22 protein-coding genes are annotated in these 21,662 nt (G+C 67.9%); 10 read left to right on the top strand and 12 right to left on the bottom strand.

The genetic code is table 11. The annotated features are described in order from the left end of the window. Positions 1-104: 104 nt before the first annotated feature. On the bottom strand, positions 105-1,040 hold the full coding sequence (glyQ, locus tag ACTOWJ_RS08705; protein ID WP_441334206.1) for a glycine--tRNA ligase subunit alpha: 936 nt from the start codon (positions 1,038-1,040) through the stop codon (positions 105-107). A gap of 106 nt (positions 1,041-1,146) precedes the next feature. Between glyQ and ACTOWJ_RS08700 the strand changes: the two genes are divergently transcribed. Next, on the top strand, positions 1,147-1,872 hold the full coding sequence (locus ACTOWJ_RS08700; RefSeq protein WP_441334205.1) for a glutamine amidotransferase: 726 nt from the start codon (positions 1,147-1,149) through the stop codon (positions 1,870-1,872). A 93-nt stretch (positions 1,873-1,965) separates the two neighbouring features. Continuing rightward, entirely contained in the window at positions 1,966-2,889 is a 924-nt protein-coding gene (locus tag ACTOWJ_RS08695; RefSeq protein ID WP_441334204.1) for a hypothetical protein, read from the top strand. Between the two features lie 7 nt (positions 2,890-2,896). Here ACTOWJ_RS08695 and ACTOWJ_RS08690 read toward each other — a convergent pair whose 3' ends face one another. The 5 genes from ACTOWJ_RS08690 to ACTOWJ_RS08670 all read right to left on the bottom strand — a co-directional run bounded on the left by ACTOWJ_RS08690 (position 2,897) and on the right by ACTOWJ_RS08670 (position 6,323). Continuing rightward, a complete protein-coding gene (locus ACTOWJ_RS08690) occupies positions 2,897-3,586 on the bottom strand; it encodes an RDD family protein (protein WP_441334367.1) in 690 nt (229 codons plus the stop codon). A 50-nt stretch (positions 3,587-3,636) separates the two neighbouring features. Beyond that, positions 3,637-4,431, bottom strand: coding sequence for a twin-arginine translocase subunit TatC (gene tatC / locus ACTOWJ_RS08685; RefSeq protein ID WP_441334203.1), 795 nt, complete (start codon positions 4,429-4,431; stop codon positions 3,637-3,639). Continuing rightward, entirely contained in the window at positions 4,418-4,936 is a 519-nt protein-coding gene (gene tatB / locus ACTOWJ_RS08680; RefSeq protein WP_441334202.1) for a Sec-independent protein translocase protein TatB, read from the bottom strand. Before tatB ends, tatC begins: the two co-directional genes overlap by 14 nt. A gap of 45 nt (positions 4,937-4,981) precedes the next feature. Further along, complete coding sequence (gene tatA, locus ACTOWJ_RS08675) at positions 4,982-5,221, bottom strand: Sec-independent protein translocase subunit TatA (RefSeq protein WP_441334201.1); 240 nt, start codon at positions 5,219-5,221, stop codon at positions 4,982-4,984. Positions 5,222-5,414: 193 nt separating this feature from the next. Next, entirely contained in the window at positions 5,415-6,323 is a 909-nt protein-coding gene (locus tag ACTOWJ_RS08670) for a lipid-binding SYLF domain-containing protein (RefSeq protein ID WP_441334200.1), read from the bottom strand. A gap of 376 nt (positions 6,324-6,699) precedes the next feature. Here ACTOWJ_RS08670 and hemH point away from each other — a divergent pair, with 376 nt between their 5' ends. Further along, the gene (hemH, locus tag ACTOWJ_RS08665; protein WP_441334199.1) at positions 6,700-7,698 is read left to right on the top strand and encodes a ferrochelatase; all 999 of its coding nucleotides are present in this window, start codon (positions 6,700-6,702) and stop codon (positions 7,696-7,698) included. A gap of 50 nt (positions 7,699-7,748) precedes the next feature. Next, on the top strand, positions 7,749-8,609 hold the full coding sequence (locus ACTOWJ_RS08660; protein ID WP_441334198.1) for an alpha/beta fold hydrolase: 861 nt from the start codon (positions 7,749-7,751) through the stop codon (positions 8,607-8,609). 156 nt (positions 8,610-8,765) lie between these two features. On the opposite strand, the gene ACTOWJ_RS08655 is transcribed toward ACTOWJ_RS08660, so the two are convergent. The 3 genes from ACTOWJ_RS08655 to ttcA all read right to left on the bottom strand — a co-directional run bounded on the left by ACTOWJ_RS08655 (position 8,766) and on the right by ttcA (position 12,027). Next, positions 8,766-9,566, bottom strand: a complete 801-nt coding sequence (locus ACTOWJ_RS08655; protein ID WP_441334197.1) for a M48 family metallopeptidase — start codon at positions 9,564-9,566, stop codon at positions 8,766-8,768. Between the two features lie 473 nt (positions 9,567-10,039). After that, positions 10,040-10,951, bottom strand: a complete 912-nt coding sequence (locus tag ACTOWJ_RS08650; RefSeq protein ID WP_441334196.1) for a recombination-associated protein RdgC — start codon at positions 10,949-10,951, stop codon at positions 10,040-10,042. A 164-nt stretch (positions 10,952-11,115) separates the two neighbouring features. Further along, on the bottom strand, positions 11,116-12,027 hold the full coding sequence (gene ttcA / locus ACTOWJ_RS08645; RefSeq protein ID WP_441334195.1) for a tRNA 2-thiocytidine(32) synthetase TtcA: 912 nt from the start codon (positions 12,025-12,027) through the stop codon (positions 11,116-11,118). Between the two features lie 97 nt (positions 12,028-12,124). Between ttcA and ACTOWJ_RS08640 the strand changes: the two genes are divergently transcribed. The 5 genes from ACTOWJ_RS08640 to ACTOWJ_RS08620 all read left to right on the top strand — a co-directional run bounded on the left by ACTOWJ_RS08640 (position 12,125) and on the right by ACTOWJ_RS08620 (position 14,715). Further along, a complete protein-coding gene (locus ACTOWJ_RS08640) occupies positions 12,125-12,334 on the top strand; it encodes a YdcH family protein (RefSeq protein ID WP_441334194.1) in 210 nt (69 codons plus the stop codon). Between the two features lie 66 nt (positions 12,335-12,400). Then, positions 12,401-12,598 (top strand): hypothetical protein, encoded by a 198-nt coding sequence (locus ACTOWJ_RS08635; protein ID WP_441334193.1) that lies wholly within the window; start codon positions 12,401-12,403, stop codon positions 12,596-12,598. Positions 12,599-12,783: 185 nt separating this feature from the next. Continuing rightward, complete coding sequence (locus ACTOWJ_RS08630; RefSeq protein ID WP_441334192.1) at positions 12,784-13,407, top strand: hypothetical protein; 624 nt, start codon at positions 12,784-12,786, stop codon at positions 13,405-13,407. Beyond that, positions 13,404-14,057, top strand: coding sequence for a hypothetical protein (locus tag ACTOWJ_RS08625; protein ID WP_441334191.1), 654 nt, complete (start codon positions 13,404-13,406; stop codon positions 14,055-14,057). The genes ACTOWJ_RS08630 and ACTOWJ_RS08625 overlap by 4 nt, the downstream gene beginning before the upstream one ends. Positions 14,058-14,067: 10 nt before the next feature. Next, positions 14,068-14,715 (top strand): hypothetical protein, encoded by a 648-nt coding sequence (locus ACTOWJ_RS08620; protein WP_441334190.1) that lies wholly within the window; start codon positions 14,068-14,070, stop codon positions 14,713-14,715. Positions 14,716-14,853: 138 nt separating this feature from the next. On the opposite strand, the gene ACTOWJ_RS08615 is transcribed toward ACTOWJ_RS08620, so the two are convergent. The 3 genes from ACTOWJ_RS08615 to ACTOWJ_RS08605 form a co-directional block, all read right to left on the bottom strand. Further along, a complete protein-coding gene (locus ACTOWJ_RS08615) occupies positions 14,854-16,104 on the bottom strand; it encodes a hypothetical protein (protein WP_441334189.1) in 1,251 nt (416 codons plus the stop codon). 262 nt (positions 16,105-16,366) lie between these two features. After that, the gene (gene plsB, locus ACTOWJ_RS08610; RefSeq protein WP_441334366.1) at positions 16,367-19,144 is read right to left on the bottom strand and encodes a glycerol-3-phosphate 1-O-acyltransferase PlsB; all 2,778 of its coding nucleotides are present in this window, start codon (positions 19,142-19,144) and stop codon (positions 16,367-16,369) included. Positions 19,145-19,701: 557 nt separating this feature from the next. Then, positions 19,702-20,802: a hypothetical protein gene (locus ACTOWJ_RS08605; RefSeq protein ID WP_441334188.1), complete on the bottom strand. Its 1,101-nt coding sequence runs from the start codon at positions 20,800-20,802 to the stop codon at positions 19,702-19,704. Between the two features lie 346 nt (positions 20,803-21,148). Here ACTOWJ_RS08605 and ACTOWJ_RS08600 point away from each other — a divergent pair, with 346 nt between their 5' ends. Next, on the top strand, positions 21,149-21,652 hold the full coding sequence (locus ACTOWJ_RS08600) for a Csu type fimbrial protein (RefSeq protein ID WP_441334187.1): 504 nt from the start codon (positions 21,149-21,151) through the stop codon (positions 21,650-21,652). Positions 21,653-21,662 lie beyond the last annotated feature (10 nt).

Here is a 21,662-nt window from a genome sequence, read left to right as displayed (position 1 = left end):
GGGATGAAGTTCGGAACGTGGCTTGCAATTCGTTGCTTGCGGCTGGCCCTCACCCCAACCCCTCTCCCGCACGCGGGAGAGGGGCTTTAAGGGGCGCGACGGGGCTATGCGGCTTCGGCTTTCGGCGGCTGTTTCAGGCCGGGGAAACCGAGCTTTTCGCGCTGCGCGAAGTAGGCCTCGGCCACGCCTTGCGCGATCTTGCGCACGCGCAGGATGTAGCGCTGACGCTCGGTCACGCTGATCGCGCGGCGCGCGTCGAGCAGGTTGAACGAATGGCTGGCCTTGCACACCTGGTCGTAGGCCGGCAGCGGCAGGCCGAGCTCGATCAGTTTCTGCGCTTCTTTTTCGCAAGCGTCGAAACGGTGGAACAGCTCGGCCACGTCGGCGTGCTCGAAGTTGTACGCGCTCTGCTCGACTTCGTTCTGGTGGTAGACGTCGCGGTAAGTCACCGCGCTGCCGTCGGGGCCGTAGGTCCAGACGATGTCGAACACGCTGTCGACGTTCTGCAGGTACATGCACAGGCGTTCGAGACCGTAGGTGATCTCGCCGAGCACCGGCCGGCATTCCAGGCCGCCGGCCTGCTGGAAGTAGGTGAACTGGGTCACTTCCATGCCGTTGAGCCAGACTTCCCAGCCCAGGCCCCAGGCGCCGAGAGTCGGCGATTCCCAGTTGTCCTCGACCAGACGCAGGTCGTGCACCAGCGGGTCCACGCCGAGCGCCTTGAGCGAATCGAAGTACAGCTCGACGATGTTGTCGGGGCTGGGCTTCATCGCCACCTGGTACTGGTAGTAGCGCTGCAGGCGGTTGGGATTGTCGCCGTAACGGCCGTCGGTGGGACGGCGGCAGGGCTGCACGTAGGCGGCGTTCCACGGCTCCGGACCCAGCGCGCGCAGGAAGGTCGCCGGATGGAAGGTGCCGGCACCGACCTCCAGGTCCAGCGGCTGGATCAGCACGCAGCCCTGTTCAGCCCAGTAGGCGTTCAGGCGCTGGATCATGCTTTGGAAGGTGATCACCGGGGTGGGTGCGTCGCTCGCGCTCATGGGCTCATCGCAGTGCAGCAAAGCGGGTTAGTATAGCGATGAGCCTTGCAAATACAGGGCTTCGCCCCGGATTTCAGCAGCGCCCATCCCCCATCGACGCCCCGCCGTGAACCCGCCCTTCCTGATCCTCGAGACCGGCCAGCCGGTCGCCTCCATGCGCCGTCATCGCGGCTTTCCGCACTGGATTCGCGTGGCCGCCGGATTGGGCCGGGACGAGGCGGTGGTGGTCAATGTCGAATACGGCGAGGAATTGCCCAGCCGCGAGGGTTTCGCCGGAGCGATCGTGACCGGCTCGGGCGCGATGGTCACCGACCGCGCCCAGTGGAGCGAACGCAGCGCGCAATGGCTGCGCGACGCCGCCCACGCCAAACTGCCGCTGTTCGGCATCTGCTACGGCCATCAACTGCTGGCGCACGCGCTCGGCGGCGAGGTCGGCAATCATCCGGGCGGGCGCGAGATGGGCACGATCGGACTGGAGCTGCATCCCAGCGCCGCCGAGGATCCGTTGTTCGCCGGGCTGCCGGCGCGGTTTCCGGCCCAGGCCACTCACTTGCAGACCGTATTGCGCGCGCCCGACGGCGCGACCGTGCTGGCGCGCTCGGCGCACGACGCCTGCCACGCGTTCCGCTGGGGCGATCGCGCCTGGGGCGTGCAGTTCCATCCCGAATTCAGCGCCGGCCACATGCGCGGCTACGTGCGTGCGCGCCAGGACGCGCTGCGCAACGAAGGCCACTGCCCCAAGACCATCGCCGGCAATGTCAGCGCCGCGCCGCACGCGCGGCGGGTGCTGCGCCGTTTCGTCGGCCACGCGCGTGCATTGCACGCACGCTGAACCGCCGGTTCGGCCGCGGCCGGGCGATGCCCCGGCCGCGACGCGTCTTGCCGCCGGCCCGCCGCCGTCCTCCCAGCCCCCGGGATCGAACAGATGAGCCAACCGATACGCAAGGTACCGCTGACCCACGGAGCGCAATGGTTGATCCGCGCGATCAATCTGGGTACGCGCAATCCGCGTGCGATCTTCGGCGCGGCCTTGCTGCTGATCGCGGTGCTGTATCTGTTGCTGTACCTGTTCACTATGCCGCTGCGCATCGGCGGCAACGCGATCAGCATGGACAGCTTCGTCACCACCCTGGTGGTGGCGGTGCTGGCCGCGGTGCTGGTGCTGCCGGTGCTGCTGGGCGGACTGATGCACGTGATCCGCGAAGCCGAGAACGGCCGGCCGGTGCGGGCGCGCGATCTGTTCGCGCCGGTGCGCCTGCACAAGGCGGTGCCGTTGGCCTTGCTGGGACTGGTGCAGATCGCGCTGGCGCTGATCTGCGGCTCGCTGCTGCTGTGGGCGACCGGGCTGGATTTCTGGTCGCAGTACCAGGACATGGTGCGCGGTGCGATCACCGGCCGCATCACCAGCGCGCCCACCGCCGAACAACCCGCGCTGGTGGTGCTGGTGCAGTTGATCTACTACTACCTCAGCACCGCCGTGGTGCTGGTGTCGGTGCCGCTGATCATGTTCTCCGGGCTGGGCATTTCCGATGCGGTCAAGCGCAGCTTCGGCGCGTCGCTGTGGAACCTGGGCTCGTACCTGTTCGCGGCGATGTTGTTCATGTTCGGGGTGATGGTGTGCGGCCTGCTGGTCAGCGCGGCCGCGCTGCTGCTGATGCCGCTGGGCGCGGCGATCAGCCCGGTGCTGGGCCAGTTGCTGGTGATGGTGCTGTTCGCGCTGTACGGCATGACGGTGCTGGTGGTGATGTGCGGCGCCTGCTACTTCGCCTGGCGCGATGTGTTCGCGCATAACGACGATGCGCCGACAGCGCCGTCGACGCTCGCGCCGCCGGGGCATCTGGAAGCCTGAGCCCGGCTCAGAGCGCGCCGCTCTGGAACAAAGCCGCGTCCATCGCGGCCTGCATCGCGCGCATCAGCCACACGCACGCCGCCAGCGTCGCGACCGCCTGCAACAACAGCCAGGCCCAGCCCCACAGCGGCATGCGCGCCTCGCCGGCATGCAGCACGCGCGCGCCGGCGATGCGGTCGTGCAAGGCGCGGTGCTCGGGTTTGGCCATCGCCAACAGATGGCCGATGTTCAACGTCAGCCAGGACAAGCCGCCGGCGAGATAACGCACGGCGGCCCGGCCGGCGCCGAGGCGGCGGCCGGCCTCATCGCCGACCCGCAACCCCAGCGCACGCTTGCCCGGCGTGGCCTGCCACGACGAGAACGAGACGAAGCCGGTTTCGTACACCAGCCCGAACAAGGCGAACAGAAAGATCCAGCCCAGGATCAACGCGCTCAATGCGTCGGCCGTGGCCGAGGCGGCCGCGTGCGTGGCCGGATCGGCCAGCAACTGTTGCGAGAATCCGCCGAAATCCAGATCGCCGGTCACCGCGCCGGACATCACTTCGGCCACGCGCGCGTTCATCGCCGCATAGGCCTCGCGCGCGGCGGCGATCTGATGAAGCCAGCGGCTGGCGCCGATCAGGCTGGTCAGCGCGGCGATCAGCACCGCATCCAGCGACCAGGCCAGGTAACGGGTCCAGAAGCCAGCCGGCCGCAGAGCCGTCGCGGCCGGCGCCGCCGCGGCCGATGCGGACCGGGCCGGCGAACTCATGGATCGTGCGCGTCGCCGGTCGGGCGGTCGTCGGCTCCGCGCGGCGCGGACGCCACCCACTTGGCCGCGATGATTCCCAACTCGTATAGCACGCACATCGGAATGGCCAGCATCAGCTGCGACACCACGTCCGGCGGGGTGATCACCGCGGCGACGACGAAGATGCCGACCACCGCGTAACCGCGCCCTTCCTTGAGCTGCGTCGGGGTGACCCAGCCCAGCAGCGCCAGGATCACCAGCGCCACCGGCACCTCGAAACTGATGCCGAAGGCCAGGAACAGGATCAGCACGAAATCCAGGTAGGCGTTGATGTCGGTCATCATCGACACGCCGGTCGGCGTGATCTTGACCAGGAAACCGAACACCGACGGCAGCACCAGGAAGAACGCGAACGCGCAGCCGGTGTAGAACAGCGCCAGCGCCGATGCCAGCAGCGGCAGCGCCAGTTTCTTCTCGCGCTTGTACAGACCCGGAGCGACGAAAGCCCAGGCCTGGTACAGCAGCCACGGCATCGAGATCATCAGCGCGGCGAAGAACGCCAGCTTGATCGGAGCGGAGAACGGCGAAGCCACTTCCACCGCGATCAGCTGGCTGCCGGCCGGCAGCTTGGCCAGCAGCGGCGTGGCCAGGAAGTGGTAGAGCTTGTTGGCGAACGGCAACAGTCCCAGGAACACGATGATCAGCCCGGTCACTCCGCGCAGCAGGCGCGCGCGCAGTTCGATCAGATGATCGAGCAGGCGCGGTTCGGCCGCGGCGTCGCCGTCGGGCGCGCCGGAATCAGCGTCGCTCATCGGTATCGCTCGCAGCAGAAGGCTGGGGGGCGGGGTGGTAGTCGGGCTGCGCGGCGCCGCCGTAGTCGTGCGGGTAGTCGTGGGTCGGTGGCGCGTCGGCCGGCGGCGCGGCATCGTGCAGCGGCGCATCGAGCAGCGGCGCATCGAGCAGAGCCGGCGGCGACGAATCGGCCGGGGAGGCCGGATCGGCGGCTGCCGCGGCGCCCGCGACCGGCGCGGCGACGCGGCGGTTCAACTCGTCGACTTCGTTGCGGATCGCCTGGCCGCTGTCGCGCAACTGGTTCTGCGCGCTGCGCAGATCGTCCTGGGCCTGGCGCAGGCTGCGCTTGAGCTCTTCGTCGGCCAGTTCGTTCTCGAGTTCGGACTTGACCGAATACCACTGCGCGCGCGCGCGTCGCACCCACAGACCGGCGAATCGCGCGGCCTTGGGCAGGCGCTCGGGACCGAGCACGATCAAGGCCACGATCGCGATTAGGAAGACTTCCGAGAAGCCTATGTCGAACATGCGCGTCTGCCTGGCGGGGGATGCGGGTGGCGCAACAGGCCGAACTCAGCGCGGATTCTGCTCGTTATCGCGAGACTGCGTGCTGGTGGTGCTGGTGGTGCTGTCGGTGCGGTTGCTGTCGTTGGGCAACTGCGCGGACGGCTTGTCCTCGTCCTGCATGCCCTTCTTGAATCCCTTGACCGCGTCGCCGAGATCCTTGCCCACGCTGCCCAAACGCTTGGTGCCGAAGACCAGCAGAACAATCACGAGGACGACGATCCAATGACCAATGCCCCAGGCGCCCATGACGATGCTCGCTGCTGAATGAAGACGGCAAGGATACCGCAACCGTCCGTAAGCCAATGTGGCGAAGGTCCTATCTGCTCGAAGGACCGATTCGGCACGAAAGCGGCCCGGAACCGCTGAACGGGGCCGCGACGGGGCCCCGGGTGCGCGCGACCGGGCCCGCGGACGGGATCGGTCGCGCTGCCGCGCTCGCTCAGGGCAGCGGTTCGACCTTGGTCGGATTGGGCTGCGCCGGCACGGTTTCGAACGGTTTCGGGCCCTGGGCGGGCTGCGCGGGCACGGCCGGGGCCGTAGCGGCGGGCGCGACCGTCGATGCGGGCACGGCCTGGGTGTTGCCCGCGCCGGACGCCGGATACACCGTCGCGCCCAGCGGAATGCGCTGTTCTTCGGCGGTGCGGTGCGCGCGCGCGGAGGCGCTGGCTTCTTCCAGCCGGTCGCGGAAATCAACCACGGCGTTGGACGGCTGACCGGTGGCGCGGCCTTCGAAGATCATCCGCGGCGTGTTGCCCTCGCCGTAGACCGCCTGATTGGCGGCGTCGTCGATCGACAGCGCCGCGCCGTCCAGGGCGATCCCGGCGAACAGGCCGCGCGCGCGCGACCACGACCAGATCTCGGCCTTGAGCTGGCCGTCGGTGGCGGCCGCGGCGGTGCGTCCGACCGGGCCGGCGGCGACGCTGGCGTCGGCGCCGAGGGTGACCTTTCCGTTGACGATCGAATCCAGGCCGCGGTTGCCGCGGAACACCAGCACGATGTCGGACGATTGCACGCCGGCCTGAAAGCCGAAGCTGCCGCCGGTGAGCTTGACGAAGCTGGGGTTGGACCAGGTGCCGTCGGGATTCTTCACCGACACCAGACCGTGGCCGCGACGCCCGCCGACTACCAGGCCGATCTTGAGCGTATCGGGCACGACCACTATCGCGCGCGCTTCGTCGAACAGTTTGTCGGGAATGGAGGATTCGGGAATCTGCTGGATATCGCCGAGCACGCGCACCGCATCGCGGGCGCGCTGGTCCTCGGTCGGACCAGCCACGGCGGCGGTAGCGGCGACGCTCAGGCTCAAGGCCAAGCTCAGACTCAGGACGCGGGGCAGCGGACGGGACATGAGGAACTCCGACGGTTGTGCGGGATGTGGTGCGCCACGGACCGGGCCCGTGGCTGTAACGCTATGACCGCAAAGACGACGGTCGGTTCAGGCTAGTGCGGCGGCGATGAATCACCGCCTAACTGCCACCTGAAGCCTCGCCTCGACGCAGGCCGATGCGCGCGGCCTGCATTGTAGGCCGCCTCGCACGAGCCTGTCCGAACAGTGCACGGCGACGCCGCATCGCCTGGTCGGTGTGTCCGATCCGCATCGGCGAGCGCGTGCGCGAACGCCGCCTGGATTCGATGAAATACGCGCCGATCGGCGCGATCGATGACGGCGATCCGAAACAACGATGCCCGCGCGACTGCCCAGGCCGGCGCGCGAATGTCATCCTATGCGCATGCCCGCTTCCGCCAGCATCGCCCCCGTTTCGCCCCGCCCCACCGCCGACACCGCGGTGGTGCTGGTCAACCTGGGTACGCCCGAAGCGCCCAACACCGCCGCGGTGCGGCGCTATCTGTCCGAATTCCTGCACGACCGTCGCGTGGTCGACATGAACCGCTGGCTGTGGTGCCCGCTGCTGCATTTCGCGATCCTGCCGCTGCGCAGCGGCAAGGTCGCGCACAAGTACGCCAGCATCTGGCTGCCGGAAGGCTCGCCGCTGGCGGTGCATACCCGCCGTCTGGCTCAAGCGCTGCAACGCGAGCTGCCGCAGCATCGCGTGCTGCATGCGATGCGCTACGGCGCGCCGTCGTGGAAGCAATTGCTGGAGCAACTGCGCGAGCAGGGCGTGCGGCGGGTGATCGCGTTGCCGCTGTATCCGCAGTATTCGACCTCCACCACCGCTTCGGTCGGCGATGTGCTGGCGCGGGCCGAAGGCCTGGACACGCGGATGGTGCATGACTATCACCTCGATCCGGACTGGGTCGCGGCGATAGCCGATTCGGTGCGACGCCATCGCCACGCCAACGGCGCGGGCCAGCACTTGCTGTTTTCTTTTCATGGCCTGCCGCAGCGTTTCGCTGCCGCCGGCGATCCATATCCGCGCCAATGCGAAGCCAGCGTGCGGGCGATCGCGCAGGCTCTGGAACTGCCCGAGGACGCCTGGACGCTGACCTATCAGTCGCGCTTCGGCCGCGAACGCTGGCTGGAACCGGCCACCGCCGACACCCTGACCGCATTGGCCGCGCGCGGCGTGCGCCAGGTCGACGTGGTCGCGCCGGGCTTCGCGGTGGATTGCCTGGAAACCCTGGAAGAAGTGGCGATGATGCTGGCCGAGGATTTCGCCGCGCGCGGCGGGCAACTGCGTTACGTGCCCTGCCTCAACGAATCGCCCGCGCACGTGGCGGCGTTGGCCGGCATCGTGCAACGCGAACTGGCGGCCTGGAACTGAGCGCCGGTCGCGACCGCCCCGTCATGCAACCCCAGGCATCGAGAGAGCCCATGCACGAATTCGTCGTCGATACCCAGTTCGGCCGCCTGGCCGGATTACGCAACGGCCGCAACGGCGCGCCGCGGGTGCTGGCGCTGCACGGCTGGTTGGACAACGCGGCCAGCTTCGTGCCCTTGTCGCCGTGGTTCGAGGACTTTGATCTGGTCGCGCCGGATCTGCCCGGGCACGGCGCCAGCGCGCATCTGCCGCCGGCCGCCGAGTACACCCTGATCACCGCCGCGCGCGCGGCGTTGGCGGTGGCCGATGCGCTGGGCTGGGATGCGTTCCATCTGCTCGGCCATTCGCTCGGCGGCGCCACCGCGAGCTTCGTCGCCGCAGCCGCGCCGCAGCGCGTGCGGCGGTTGCTGCTGATCGAGGCGCTGGGCTCGCTGGCCGAACCGGAGGAACGGGTCGGCGTGCGTCTGCGCGAAGCCTTCGCCAGCATGGCCGCGATGAGCGGCAAGCAGTTGCGGGTGTTCGGCGACATCTCCACCGCGATCAAGGCGCGCATCGTCGCCAACGATCTGAGCGAACCGGTGGCGCGCTTGCTGGTCGAGCGCGGCGTCGCGCCGGTGCGCAGCGAGGAGCGTCAGGGCGGCTACGTCTGGCGCAGCGATCCGCGCCTGACCCTGATCTCGGCGCTGCGCCAGAGCGAAGCGCAGATGCGCGCGCTGATCCGCGCGATCGAGTGCCCGACCTGCATGATCTGGGCCGATCCGGCGCAGAGCTACATGCCCGACGCGATGCGGCGCGAGCGCGCCGCGCTGCTCGCCCACGGCGAACTGCACATTCTGCCGGGCACGCATCACCTGCATATGGAAAAGCCGCGCGAAGTCGGGGCGATATTCCGCAATTTCCTGGCGGCCACGTGATCGCCGCGAGACAACTCGCCCCCTCTGAACTTCGCCCCCTTTGAAAAATGGGGCTGCGCGCTGCGTCGCTCCGACGTCTGAACATCGCGGTCCGCGCGGGGGATTTGCTTTTCCAGGCGGCACGACGACTCGTCCGCGGATTCGTCGCGACGCGACTTATTTATCGTCCGCGATCAATCGCCGCAAACCGGCCTTGAGCGTGCGACCGGACGCGCGGAAGTACTCGCGCTGATCGCGCCACGCCGGGCACCGCAGTTCGACTTCGCGCCAGAACGCGCACGAGTGATCGGCATGGATCAGATGGCACAGCTCGTGCACCAGTACGTATTCGAACGCGGCCGGCGGCGCCAGCACCAGCGACAGGTCCAGCGACAGCGCACCGTCGGGCGCCAGCGAACCCCATTGCGAGGACATCACCCGATAGCGCAGCCGCGAGGGCGCGCGCGGCAGACCCGCCAGGTATTTCGGCAGCCAGCGGCCGACGTCGGCGCGGGCCTGGCCCTCGTAGAAATCGCGCAGCGAGCGCCGCAGGACCTTGGCGTTGACGGTTTCCGGCGCGGCGATCAGCAGCGCGTCCTCGTGTTCGTCCAGTTGCAGCCGCAGATAACGCGCGACCTGCCAGCGCACCGGCACGTCGCGGCCGCGCAGGGGCAGATAGGCGGTGAGGTGCGCCTGCAGATCGGGCGCATCGCTGCCGGCGCTGGCGATCTGCGCCAGCAGCCAGTCGCCATGCTGGATCACGAAACGCTGGCCGGCGATGTCGCTGGCGCGCATCGGCAGGGTCAGACGCGGCCCGCGCTCATCGACGCTGAGTTTGATCCGGCGCGCGCGTGGGTCGCGCACCCGTAGCACTTCGACGGTCTGGCCGTTGGCGAGGGTGACGGCGATGGTTTCGCGCGAGATCGCGCGCGGCGCGGCCTTGAGTGGGCCGGTAAGCAGACGCAGAAGGCTCGTCATGGGTGGGGGACCGCCATGGCGCAAGCATAGCGCTTGGGCGAAGCGTTTACCCGGTCGCGATGCCGGTTGCGGGTTACCGCTGTAGGAGCGGCGCGAGCCGCGACCAACCGAAGAAGCCGAATACCACCAGATCAACCGAAGCGACGACACCCGCCTCTGTAGGAGCGGCGCGAGCCGCGACCTCGCCATCTCAACGACGGCGAACCCTACGCAATGCTTGCGGTCTCGCGGTTGCCCACGGTCCCGCTTTGTGCATCCGGGCCATGCCGGCTTCGGCTGCCTCGCTTACGTACAGCGACTACCGAAGAAGCCGGGTATCACCAAACCAACCGAAGCGACAACGCCTCCGCTGTGAGCATCCAGGCCATGCCGGCTTCGGCTGCCTCGCTTACGTACGCCTACTTCGGTTGGTCGCGGCTCGCGCCGCTCCTACAGGGAGGTGCCCGGACCTGCGATCACAGGCGTGGGTCTCGTTACGCCTCGACCTTGGACAACTTCAACGCCGATTCCAGCACCCGGAACAAGCGCTTCACCTCCGCGCTCATCAACGCGAAGCGCGCGTCGAGTTCGGCGCGCAGGCCGTCGCTGTCGCTGTGTTCGAGCTGATCCACCGCGCCGTCGAGCAGCTTGAACTTGCGCACCACCAGATCCTCGCCGATCACGAACGAGACGTGGTCGTCCAGGGTCAGGGCCAGGCGCGTGACCTGCTTGCCGGTTTCCAGATGCTTAGCGATCTCATCGCTTTCCAGTTCCTGGCGCTGGCATTTGACCACCGCGCCCTGATCGACCGGATCGCGCAGTTCGCATTCGTCGCCCAGGCTGATGCCGTCGGGCAGCTCCTCGCCGGCGACCCAGCCGGTGAGGATCGAACGCGGCGCGATCTCGGCGTTGAGCGGCAGCGCCGGGAAACTGCCGACGGCGCGGCGGATCTCGCTGATGATGTTTTCGCCGGTCTTGCGGCTGGAGGTGTCGACGATCACCAGGCCGTGCTCCAGGTCGATCATCGCATCGGTGCGGCTGGGCTTGATGAAGGCGCGCGGCATCAGGTCGACGATCAACTCGTCCTTGAGCCGCTTGCGGGTGCGGCCGCCGGGTTTGCGGCCTTCCTTCTGCTCGATCTCGGCGAGTTTCTTGGCCAGCATGTCATTGACCACCGCGCCGGGCAGCAAGCGGTCTTCACCACCGACGGTGATCCAGATGGCGTCGCCGATGCGGTTGAGCATCTGCGCGTCCTCGGTGGCGCGACTGAACGGCGAGATGAAGCCGCGCGAAGACAACTCCAGCGGGCCGACCGGCTTGAGCGCGCACTCTTCCAGGCCTTTTTCGAGATCGTCGAGTTTGTGGGTGGTGGGGAAGCGGAAGAAGGTCAGGTTGCGAAAGAACATCGAATAAAGACCGGGAATAGGGAATAGGGGATTCGGGAACGGCAGGTTGCACTGCCTTTGCTCGTCATTCCCGCGAAGGCGGGAATCCAGAGACTTCACACGTTCTCGCACGAAAGGCACTGGATCCCCGCCTTCGCGGGGATGACGGCCAGGGAGGTGCGGGGTTAACCAATTGGCGCTTCGTTCGTTTCAGCCGACGCGCCGTCCAACCACACCGGCGCATCCGCCATCGGCGCCGCACCGGCCTTGCCCAGCCCCAGGAAATCGAACAGCTTGGGATCGCTCAACTGCGAGGGACGGATATCGCCCAGCGCGCGCGAAATCGTTTCGATGCGGCCCGGCGTCTCGCGCTCCCAGGCGTCCATCATCCGCTTGACCTGCTTGCGCTGCAGGTTCTCCTGCGAGCCGCACAGGTTGCACGGGATGATCGGGAATCGCTTGATCGCCGCGTAGTCGGCGATGTCGTCCTCGCGCACGTAGGCCAGCGGCCGGATCACCACGTGGCGGCCGTCGTCGGACAACAGCTTGGGCGGCATGCCGCTGAGCTTGGCGTGGAAGAACAGATTCAGGAAGAACGTGGCGACCAAGTCATCGCGATGATGGCCGAGCGCGATCTTGGTAAACCCCTGTTCCGCAGCGTAGGTATAGAGCGCCCCGCGCCGCAGCCGCGAGCACAGCGAACACATGGTCTTGCCTTCCGGCACCACCCGCGTGACCACCGAATAGGTGTCCTGCTCAAGGATCTTGTACGCCACCCCGATCGATTCGAGGTAGGCCGGCAGCACATGCTCGGGAAAATCGGGTTGCTTCTGGTCCAGATTGACCGCGACCAGCTCGAACTTCACCGGCGCCTTCTTCTGCAACTGCAGAAGAATATCGAGCAGAGTGTAGCTGTCCTTGCCGCCGGACAGGCAGACCATGACCTTGTCGCCGTCTTCGATCATGCCGAAGTCGGCGATGGCGCGGCCGACCTGATGCCGCAGACGGGTCGCCAGACGCTCGCCGTCGGCGGCGATCGGGGCGAGGTCCGCGCGGGCGCGGCGGACGGGTTCGGCGAGAGGCAGGACGGTACTCATCAGACCGGCGATTCTACGCTACGGGTCCGTGAACACGTCCCGGGTATCGCGGCCGGCCCGATGACGCGCTCGCGGGCGGCACGTTAAGCTGATGCGCATGACCGCCACCGCCGATGCCGCCGAGATCGCCCGCCAGCTCGCCGACCTGCGACTGGAACACCGCGACCTCGACGCGGCGATCGAGCGCCTGAACCTGGACCCGCAAGCCGACGAGCTAACAGTCAAGCGGCTGAAGAAACGCAAGCTGTGGCTCAAGGACTGCATCGCCCGCCTGGAAAGCGCGCTGATTCCCGACGAACCGGCCTGAGCGGTCGGCGGGGCCGCGGCCGGGTCAGGTCGGGAGCCGGCCCTGCTGTCGGCCGCCGGCGGCGGGTTGACCTGGATCGCCGACGAACGCAGCGACGCCGACGCCCCGCGCCGGACCGACGACCCGGCCGGTTCTGCCGGGCCGGCCTGGGAAAGCGCGTATCAGCCGCTGCTGTTGCCCGATGAACCCAGCGATCACTCGGACATGGAAGCCGCGACGCGCCGATCGCCCTGCTCGATGCGTGGCCGGGCTCCTTCGTCCTGACCAGTCACGACCGCGGCCTGCTCGATGCATCGGGGCCGACCCATCGCATTCACCTGACAGATGTCAGTGCGCAGCTCGAAACGGTTGCGGCATCGTCGCGAATCGAAACCGGAGGAATGCGAAATCGGTGACCGGCGCGGCGCAGTCGCTGTGCTAGGGTGCCGCCACTCGCAGCAGGCAAGCGCATGGCGAACAAAGACGAACTGGTCAAAGCGGCGCGTAATCCGTGGTGGCAGGCGGCCGCGGGATTGGCGCTGATCGCCCTGGTGGCCACCGTAGCCCTGGGTGGTTTCCAGCAAGCCAAAAGCGTCACCAAGCCTCTGCCCCAGTATCAGGCCGGCCACCGCTTTCAAGGCGGCGCGATGGCGGTGACGCCGTTGCGCGCCTGGGTCGCGCGCTACAAACCCGGCGGCCAGATCGACCGGTTCAATCCGGACAAGCTGTATCTGGTGTTGCAGGCGGATATCGAGAACCGCACGCCGCGCAGTTTCGGCGGCCTGATGTATCCGATCAAAGACCTGATCCTGGTCGGCAAGGGCGGCGAACCGGTGTCGGCCGAAACCCTGCTGATCGCCGAAGACCACACGCTCGCCGTCGATCTGCATCCACGCATGAAGCAGCGCGTGGACGTGGTCTGGACCCTGCCGAAGGGCTACGTCTATTCGCCGCAGGCGACCTTCGGCGTGTTCGCGCGCGACTACAAGGCCAAGGCCCATCTCAACGACGAGGGCGCCTGGGTGCAGGGCAAGCCGGCGGCCAAGTTCCTCGTTCCCGTGCAAGACCTGCGCAACCGGATGGTGGCCCCATGAGCACGACGGGCGAAAGCGCGACCGGCGCACAGGCCGCGCACGGCCGCTGGCGTTTGCCGCGTTGGCGTTGGCGCGATGCGCTGTGGATCGCGCTGGCGCTGGTCGCGGTGGTGGCGCTGCGCAAGGGCGAATCGAGCTACGAAGAGCGCGATGCGCCGCTGGTGCAGGCGGCCAAGGCGCCGGGACGGGTGGTCGGGCGCAATTTCGCGGTCGAGGTGGGCAGGGTCAAAGCCGCCCACGCCTATCTGCTCAAGGGCGACTACGCGCGTCCTGGCGACTATGTGCTGCGCACCCCGGGCCTGTGGCTGTCGGTGTTGGCCAAGGTCGAGACCAGCGAACGGCCCGGTTACGTAAGCGCGCAAATACGCACCCGCGACGGTCTGGTCTACGTCGCCTCCAGCGACAACCGGCCCAAGCTCAAGGGCATCAACCTGCGCGACCGCGCGCTGGCGCCGGGGCTGGTCGAAGAAGGCGCGTGGTTCTTCGAAATTCCCGCCGACAAACTCGAAGGCGCGCATCTGCAGTTGTATTGGGGCTTGGGACTACCGGGCGGCGGCGACAGCTTGGTCGACGTTGATCTGGGCATCGACAAAGCCGGCGCGCGCAAGCTCGCCGCCGAAGCCAAACCGGTCCTGGACCTGCGCATGTGAGCGCCGCACGATGAATTCCACGACGACTCCCGAACCGGTCCAGATTCCCGCCTCCGCGGGCGCCGCGCTTCCGCCCAAGCCGACCGGCTGGTGGCGCCGCAACGTGTGGTGGCTGCTCGGCATCGCCGTACTCGGCACCTGGGCGATCTATGCGCCTTACCGCGAAGCGCTGAGCGCCTATCGCGAACGCCATCCCAGCTATCCGGTGCATGCCGGCAAGGGCGAGTGGACCGCGTTCGAAGGCGCGCGCTGGCGTCTGGTCGGCGCCGAAGCGCTGATTTCGCGCGACCCGCGCTTGCTGGGGCCGCTGCGCAAGGATGCGGGCGTGTTGCTGGTCCGCTTCGAAGTGATCCCCGATTCGGGCACCAAGACCGCCGCGCTCGACGCTTGCCGGGGCGCCGTCACCGATGCGCAGGGTCGGCGTTGGGAAGCCAATCCGAGCAGATTGCCGCGTTTGGGCGGGCCCAAGCTGCCCAACACCTGTGGCAGCGGCTACGACGCGCAGTACAAGCAGATCCTCGCAGTGCCGGGACGGCCGTTCGCGTTCCAGCACGCCTACCTGTTGCCGCGCGGGCAGCAGTTGGACGGTTTGCACGCGCGGATCGAGTTCGCCAATTCGCAAACCGCCAAGGGCCGGTATCTGGACTTCGCGCTGTAAGCGAAACCTCATCCTGTAGGAGCGGCCCGAGCCGCGACTGCGGGACCACGCTTACCTCGTAACTGCGATGTCGCGGTCGCGGCTTGCGCCGCTCCTACAGTCGGATCCGTTGCAACGCGGCGCCCAGGTGTCTTCCGCTCAGGCGCTGCGCGGCAGCCGCGCTATCGCGCGATCGAAGGTCGCCGCCAACAGCACCACGCGCAGCACGTCGGTCAGCAGCGAGGTGCGGAACGACAACGGGGTGTTGAGGAACACCGCATAGATTTGTCCGCTGACCCGTTGCCACCCCTGATCCTGCGGGCCGACGAACTGCTGCATCAGCCGCCACGACCACGAATCGATGTAGGACAGCAGCTGCCAGCACACGCACAGCGTCAGCAGCGCCGGCAAACCCGCGCGCAGCACCAGACGCAGGCTATTGACCACCGGCACGCCCTTGCTGCTCCAGCCCGCGCTGGCCTTGTCGGCGAGCATGCGCAAGGTGAAGTGCATGGCCTTGAAGCGTTCGACGACCTTGCCCAGGTGTTCGTCGGCCGCGTCGATGCGCTGCGCGCGGCGCAGGTCGATGCCGTAGATGATCGCGGTGATCGCCAGCCAGATCAGCGGCAGCGCGACCGCGCCGGCGGCGGTGCTGAGGAAATCCCACAACGGCGCCAGCGCGCGCTTGGTCGGCGCCAAGGTCTTGAACAACGCGGTCGGGCTTTCCCACCAATCGGTCGCGGCGACGTAGACCACCCGCTCGTGCCACCAATCCTTGCCGGTCTTCATCAGCTGGGCGATCGCCGCCACGCCGACGAACACCCAATAGGCTTCGCAGCTGGTGGCCACCACGTTCCACACCGCATGCCCGGTCGTGGCCGCGCGGCGCTTGCTGAACCAGCGCACCGCCCAGGCCACCGCGAGCGCGATCCACAACCCCTTGAGCTGCAGCACGCGGTTGAGGTTTTCCTTGTCCCAGACGCTGAAGATGTACTCGGCGCGGAACTGCCGGCGCAGATCTTCCAGCAGGCCCCAACCGGCGTAATAGGCGAAGAACGGCAGCATCGCGATCGCCAGCGCGGTGATCCATTGCTTGCGCACCGCCGCGGTATCGGGCGTGGTCGCCCCGCCCGCCAGCATCGGCAGCGACGGCCGCAGCGACTGGAACATCAAGATGGTGCCGGCCAGCTGGGTCACGATCAGCACCGACAACGCCGCGAAGGACAGCAGCGCCGAACGCTCGCCGAGCTTGACCGCCAAGTCCATCAGCAGGTTGTAGGACACCCGCTGAGCGAAGAACCAGAACGCCAGCGCCGGCCAATGCCGCCACAGCAGGCGCGCGGTCAGCCGCGGGATTTCGCGCCAGGCGCCGGGGGCGGACGGTTCGGATGCGAGCGTGGAAGCGGACATCGTGTTGGAAGCCATCGGCGGCGCGCGTTACGGGGTCGCGCGATGGTAACCCGCGTTCGCCGCGGGCTTGCAGTGACGAGTATCAGACCGGCGCGCGCGTGCTCGAATCTGCGATCGGATCGCTACGGCGCGCCGGGATGGTCGGCTTGAAACCAACCATCCGGCGCCGAGCTCGCGGCCGCCGAGCTGAAAGACGAATCGCCCTGCTTTCCTGGGAGAATCCGATAGGCCGGGCCCTGGTCGCCCGGCCGCGACCGTTCGTCTACGACTCCGCAGCGGTGTTCTGCGCCGGCTTGGCCGCCATCTCCGGACTGATCTTCTCGATCGTATGCCGCAGCTCGCGGCCCAGGATGACCTTGGCGTCCTTGGCCCAGGCGTCCAGGCGCGCATCGAAGGTCAGCTTGCCTTCGCTGTCGGGCCACACCAGTTTGAGTTCGCGCAATTTCTGGATGAAACCGCGGAACAGGGTCTTGTCGAAGAACTCCGGCGCGGCCGGCGCGTACAGCAGCGACAAACGCTGCGCAGCGAGCTGACACAGGCTTTCGAGTTCGCCGGCCGACATCGTGCCCGGACCGTTCTTCACCAACACGCTGATGGCGATGTAGTAACGCTCGAAGGCCTGTTGCAGCGAATGGCCGATCGCGCGCAGGCGGAACACTTCGTCGGTCTGGCCGGCGTTGCGCGCGAGGATGCCGCCGTCGTCTTCGCTGACGCGTTCGAGCAGGCCTTCGCGCACGAACACGTCTACCGTGCGCGCCAGACGCTGGGCGAACTCGTCTTCGCTCCACGGCAGGAACAACTCGGCCTGCAGGAACGGATACACGCTGCGGCCCAGGCGCAGCACGCCGGCCAGACTCATGCGCCGGTTGTGCTGGAAGCAGCAGGCGATCCACGACGCCGCGGTGAACAGATGCAGCACGTTGTTGCGGAAATAGCTCAGCAACACCGCCTTGTCTTCGCCGTCCACTCCGAGCACGTCGCCGAGCGGATGGGCGATGCGCTCGAGCACGTTGATTTCTTCGCCGTGGGCGACGATTTCCTGCGGCGTGTGCGGGGTGACGGTGACCCGGTCGGAATACGGCAGCTCGGCCAGCAAAGTCTTCGACAGGGCGATCTGGGCGATCAGGTCGGCCTCGCCCATCGCGTGCTTGGGCGTGGACAGCAGCGCCAGCGCGAGCAAGTTGATCGGATTGACGTCGGCGGCGCGGTTGACGTTGATCTGGATGCGTTCGGCCAGCGCATCGACGGTGTCGGACAGCCACTGCGGCTTGTCGTCTTCGTTGACCGGTTGGCCGTCCCATTCCGGGGCGTACTCGGCGAGCACGTCGTTGAGCCGGATCGGCTCGCCGAAATTCACCACGACCTGGCCGTAGTTGGAACGCAGCACCTTGGGGATGCCCCACAGCAACTGCCAGATCGACTCTTTTTCCTTCGGCTTGCCGGACAACTCATCGAGGTAGCTGTTGCCCTCCATGAGTTTTTCGTAGCCGACATAAATCGGCTGGAACAACACCGGACGGGTGGGCTGGCGCAGGAAGCCGCGCACGGTCATCACGATCATGCCGCCCTTGGGCTGCAGCAAACGACCGGTGCGCGAGCGCCCGCCTTCGATGAAGTATTCGATCGAATAGCCGCCCGACACCAACTGAGCGACGTACTCGCTCAGGATCGCCGAATACAAGGCGCTGCCGCGGATGCTGCGGCGGATGAAGAACGCGCCGCCGCGGCGCAGGATGCCGCCGAGCACCGGCAGATTGAGATTGATGCCGGCGACGATGTGCGGCGGCACGATGCCCTTGGCGTAGAGCAGATAGCTCAGCAGCAGGTAGTCCATGTGGCTGCGATGGCAAGGCACATAGACGACTTCGTGGCCGGGCGCGTCCTGCTTGAGCTGGTCGAGGTGATGCACCAGCACGCCGCGGTAGATGCGGTTCCACACCGGGGTGAGGATGAAGCTCAGCGAGCGCACCACCGGATGCGAATAGTCGGCGGCGATTTCGTAGGCCATCGCGTGGGCCTTCTTCCACGCCTCGGCGACATTGCTGCTGTCGCGACGAGCCTGATCGGCGATCGCGTCCTTGACCGGGTCGGAAGCGAGCACGCGATCGATCAGCATGCGCCGGGTCGACAGGTCGGGCCCGATCACCGCCGCGCGGATGCGGCGGAAGTGGGTACGCAGCACGCGCGAGAGTTTGCGCACCGTGCGTTCGGGTTCCAGGCCTTCGTCGAGAATGCCGCGCAGCGACACCGGCGGGGAGAACCGCACCATGGTGTGGCGGCCGTTGAGCGCGATCGCGAGCAGCCGGCGGAAACGGCCGACCAGGGTCCAGTTTTCCGAGAACAGCACCGAGAACCAGCCGCTGCTGCGGTCCGGCGCGCGGCCGACGAAGATCGACACCGGCACCAACTGCACGTCCAGCGCCGGATCGGCGCGGTGCGCATCGAGCAGGCGGGCGAGCGAACCCGAATGGGTCTTGGCCGAGGGCGGACCCGACGGCGCCAGCGAACCGGCGTTGCGCCGCGACAGCGCCACATAGGCGCGCTTGCGGCCGAGCGGATCGCCGGGAAGCGGCTGCAGCGGCGAAGGCAGGCCGCTTTCCAGGCAGGCGCGCTCCAGGATCAGCGCGTTGGACAGGCCGTAGTCTTCGAGCACGTAGCAGACCGGGCGGCCGTGCCATTCCTCGGCGATGTGTTCTTTCGGGCTCTTGGGCTCGATGGTCAGGGTGACCCACGGTGCCATCAGCTGGCCGAGCAGGCGCGCCCACCACGGGCGATGCGCCGAGGCCGCGCGCGGACTGGGCGAAGGCTCATCGCCCGGGCCCGACGGCGGCGCGGCCATCGGCAGTTCGGGCTGCTCCGGGTCGTGCTCGGCGGCGGCCGGTTGGGCGGCAGCGGCAGACGCCGATCCGACCGGCGCGGGCTGGAGGTCCGCATCGGCGGCGGCGGGCGTGGCGGGTTCGGCTTCAGGCGACGGCTCGGCGGGAGCCTGCGGCACTGCGGCGGTGGGGTCGGAATCGTTCGGAACGGACGCTGGAGACATGGTTTCGGTAAGCGGATTCGCGCTGGCGCCGTCCGGGTCGCGGGCGGCGGCCGGCTCGGAATGACCGGCCGGCGACGGCGCGGACTCGCCGGTCGATGCCTGGGCATCGGCCGGGGCGGCGTCGGGGAAAGGCAGGGGCGTCTGTTTCGGCATTGCCGGCATTATGCCTATTCGTTCCCGATACGCGTCTCGGGCGGATGTTGCGCACCAGAGCGATCGGCGACGGGACAGCGGCGTGGCCGTCGGGTGACCGGACCGTCACCCCGTCGCGGTGGATGGCGCCCGACCCGGCGCTCGGGTGCCGATTTCGTCCGGCGGCGGCGGGGAAGGCTCGTGGCGACCTGAAACCGTCGGGGCTGAAGCCCCTCCCACAAAAGACCTCGATCGCTCCGAAGTCTTTGGTGGGAAAACACCTCGACTGCTTCGAGGTCTTTTGTGGGAGGGGCTTCAGCCCCGACGCCGTTCGCTCAGGTCGCGGGTAACCCGTGTCCCGCCGTTGAGCCGCCTCGGACCCGAGGCCACGCTGTCCCCAGCCGCGGTTCCGCGGCGGCAGGTTATCATCGCGGTTGGGGTGACGGCTTCGGGTTAAGCGTCGCGGCCGGCTTGTTGCCCACCGGAGCGGGCGGCGGCTCGGCCGCGGGTGGCGCCGTGTCCGTCGACGAAGTACGCGCCGCCACGGTGGCCGGCGGGTTCACAACAGCGCCTGCGGCCGCAGGCTTGGCCGCCGGCACCCGCGGACGCGCCTGCAACTTGGCCACCGCCGCGAGCCGCTCGGCGACCGCCGGCGAGGCGGGTGCCTTGGCCGGCGCGTCGGCCTCGGCCTGGGCGTGGCGCAGCACGTCGCTGAGGTACCAGCGGCCGTCGATGCGTTGCACCAACACATAAGCGTCGACCGGCCCGCCAGCGAGTTGATAGCGAATCCGCACCCGCGCGGTGTCGCCGGTCTGCTCGGCCAGGCTGACATCGGCGCTGTCCAGGGCCTGGTCCAGATTCAAGCCGTAACCGCTCAGCACCTGCTTGAGCCGCGCCACGAACGGTCCGAGCCGGCGCAGGCTGCGATCCATGCCGGTCTTGGCGAAGGCGTCCGGCGCGGCCAGGCCGGTGGCGCGGGCGGCCGACACCAACTGCGGGATCGCCTCGCGCGCGCGCTTGGAGTCGCCCAACGGCGCCTGTTGCGCCCAGTCGCTGATCGCTTCGATCAACTGCGCGTGGTGATCGCGCTCGGCCTCGCTGTAACCGGGTTCGCCGCGCACGTACTGGGTGGCGAACAGGCCCAGTGTCTTGGCCGCCGAGCGCAGTTCGGCATCGGCGCCGGCGAACTGGCGCCGGTAGCTCGCCACCAGTTTGCGCTCGGCGTCCTGTTCGGCCAGGGCGTGGATGAACGAAGGAAAGCGGTCGTCCAACGGCAGCTCGGTCAGCGGCCAGACCGTGCGGCCCTCGCCCCAGGCCGTTTCCAGCCGCGCATGCAGGGCCGGCGGCACGGCATGGCGGGCGTAGCCGGCCAGGTCGTTGTCGCGCAGGTCGGCGACCAGTTGGGTCACCGCCTGGGCCGGCAGGGTCGGGACCGGGTCGGCGGTCGCCGGTTCCGGGCCACAGCCGGACGCCGCCAGCACGGCAGTCGTCAGCACGGCGAGGCTGGCGCGTCGGATGAAGGACATCGGGGCTCCCCCTTGCGCGGAGGAGCATCCGCGGAGGGGCATCTTGGCCGGGCGTCCGGAAGCGCACAAGCCGTTGACTCACGCTCGCTCACGTTTTCGACCCGGTCGCGCAATTTTTGACGAACAAGGGCGAAACGAAGCGCAAATGGGGCTGCGCTTTTTATGTGATAAAAATCACAAAACTGTGGCTGAACAGGGAGAGGGAGGCATCCCGTGACCCGTATCACGCTCTGTCCGTTTATGTCCGGATATGGTGCCGGCCTACTGGCATGTTTTATGCGTTCCAAGTAGGCAAAACCGGTGACACCCGGCACGCCAACGCGCCTCGAGCGCAGGAGAACGATCCATGCGTCTTACCCCGTCCCGCCTGTTCCTCGCTGTGTTGGCCCTGGCTGCTACCGGTCCCGCGTTCGCGGCCACCGATAACGCCAATCTCAATGTCACCATCACCATCACCAGCATCTGCAGCATCAACACCACGGCTCCGCTGCCGGTCAACTTCGGCTCGGTCGACTCGGCCCAGACCAACGTCGACCAGCAGGGCCAGCTGACCCTTACCTGCACCCCAGGCACGGCGTACACCATCGCCCTGGGCAATGGTCAGAACGGCACCGACGTGAACAGCCGCAAGATGGCGTCTGGCGCCAATCTGGTGCCGTATCAGCTGTATCGGAACAGCGCGCGCGGCGCCACCGATGTCTGGGGCAGCACCACCGGCGTGGGCGGCAACGTGCTGGCCGGCAGCGGCACCGGCGCGGCGGTCAACATCCCGGTCTACGGGCGGACCCCCAGCAGCAACTTTCCCGTTGGTACTTACAATGACCTGGTAGTCGCCACGGTCACCTATTGATTTCAGGGCG

It is taken from the genome of Lysobacter sp. CA199 (assembly GCF_052078715.1).
Taxonomy (GTDB): Bacteria; Pseudomonadota; Gammaproteobacteria; order Xanthomonadales; family Xanthomonadaceae; genus Lysobacter.
This window is presented reverse-complemented; position numbering and strand designations above follow the sequence as displayed.

Excerpts from the sequence above, each read along its gene's own strand:
- tatC (WP_441334203.1), bottom strand. The coding sequence starts at position 4,431 with ATGAGCGACGCTGATTCCGGCGCGCCCGACGGCGACGCCGCGGCCGAA.
- ttcA (WP_441334195.1), bottom strand. The coding sequence starts at position 12,027 with ATGAGTACCGTCCTGCCTCTCGCCGAACCCGTCCGCCGCGCCCGCGCG.
- ACTOWJ_RS08670 (WP_441334200.1), bottom strand. The coding sequence starts at position 6,323 with ATGTCCCGTCCGCTGCCCCGCGTCCTGAGTCTGAGCTTGGCCTTGAGC.
- plsB (WP_441334366.1), bottom strand. The coding sequence starts at position 19,144 with ATGTCTCCAGCGTCCGTTCCGAACGATTCCGACCCCACCGCCGCAGTG.
- ACTOWJ_RS08600 (WP_441334187.1), top strand. The coding sequence starts at position 21,149 with ATGCGTCTTACCCCGTCCCGCCTGTTCCTCGCTGTGTTGGCCCTGGCT.
- ACTOWJ_RS08695 (WP_441334204.1), top strand. The coding sequence starts at position 1,966 with ATGAGCCAACCGATACGCAAGGTACCGCTGACCCACGGAGCGCAATGG.
- ACTOWJ_RS08650 (WP_441334196.1), bottom strand. The coding sequence starts at position 10,951 with ATGTTCTTTCGCAACCTGACCTTCTTCCGCTTCCCCACCACCCACAAA.
- glyQ (WP_441334206.1), bottom strand. The coding sequence starts at position 1,040 with ATGAGCGCGAGCGACGCACCCACCCCGGTGATCACCTTCCAAAGCATG.
- ACTOWJ_RS08625 (WP_441334191.1), top strand. The coding sequence starts at position 13,404 with ATGAGCACGACGGGCGAAAGCGCGACCGGCGCACAGGCCGCGCACGGC.
- ACTOWJ_RS08655 (WP_441334197.1), bottom strand. The coding sequence starts at position 9,566 with ATGACGAGCCTTCTGCGTCTGCTTACCGGCCCACTCAAGGCCGCGCCG.
- ACTOWJ_RS08630 (WP_441334192.1), top strand. The coding sequence starts at position 12,784 with ATGGCGAACAAAGACGAACTGGTCAAAGCGGCGCGTAATCCGTGGTGG.
- hemH (WP_441334199.1), top strand. The coding sequence starts at position 6,700 with ATGCGCATGCCCGCTTCCGCCAGCATCGCCCCCGTTTCGCCCCGCCCC.
- tatA (WP_441334201.1), bottom strand. The coding sequence starts at position 5,221 with ATGGGCGCCTGGGGCATTGGTCATTGGATCGTCGTCCTCGTGATTGTT.
- ACTOWJ_RS08605 (WP_441334188.1), bottom strand. The coding sequence starts at position 20,802 with ATGTCCTTCATCCGACGCGCCAGCCTCGCCGTGCTGACGACTGCCGTG.
- ACTOWJ_RS08660 (WP_441334198.1), top strand. The coding sequence starts at position 7,749 with ATGCACGAATTCGTCGTCGATACCCAGTTCGGCCGCCTGGCCGGATTA.
- ACTOWJ_RS08615 (WP_441334189.1), bottom strand. The coding sequence starts at position 16,104 with ATGTCCGCTTCCACGCTCGCATCCGAACCGTCCGCCCCCGGCGCCTGG.
- tatB (WP_441334202.1), bottom strand. The coding sequence starts at position 4,936 with ATGTTCGACATAGGCTTCTCGGAAGTCTTCCTAATCGCGATCGTGGCC.
- ACTOWJ_RS08620 (WP_441334190.1), top strand. The coding sequence starts at position 14,068 with ATGAATTCCACGACGACTCCCGAACCGGTCCAGATTCCCGCCTCCGCG.
- ACTOWJ_RS08640 (WP_441334194.1), top strand. The coding sequence starts at position 12,125 with ATGACCGCCACCGCCGATGCCGCCGAGATCGCCCGCCAGCTCGCCGAC.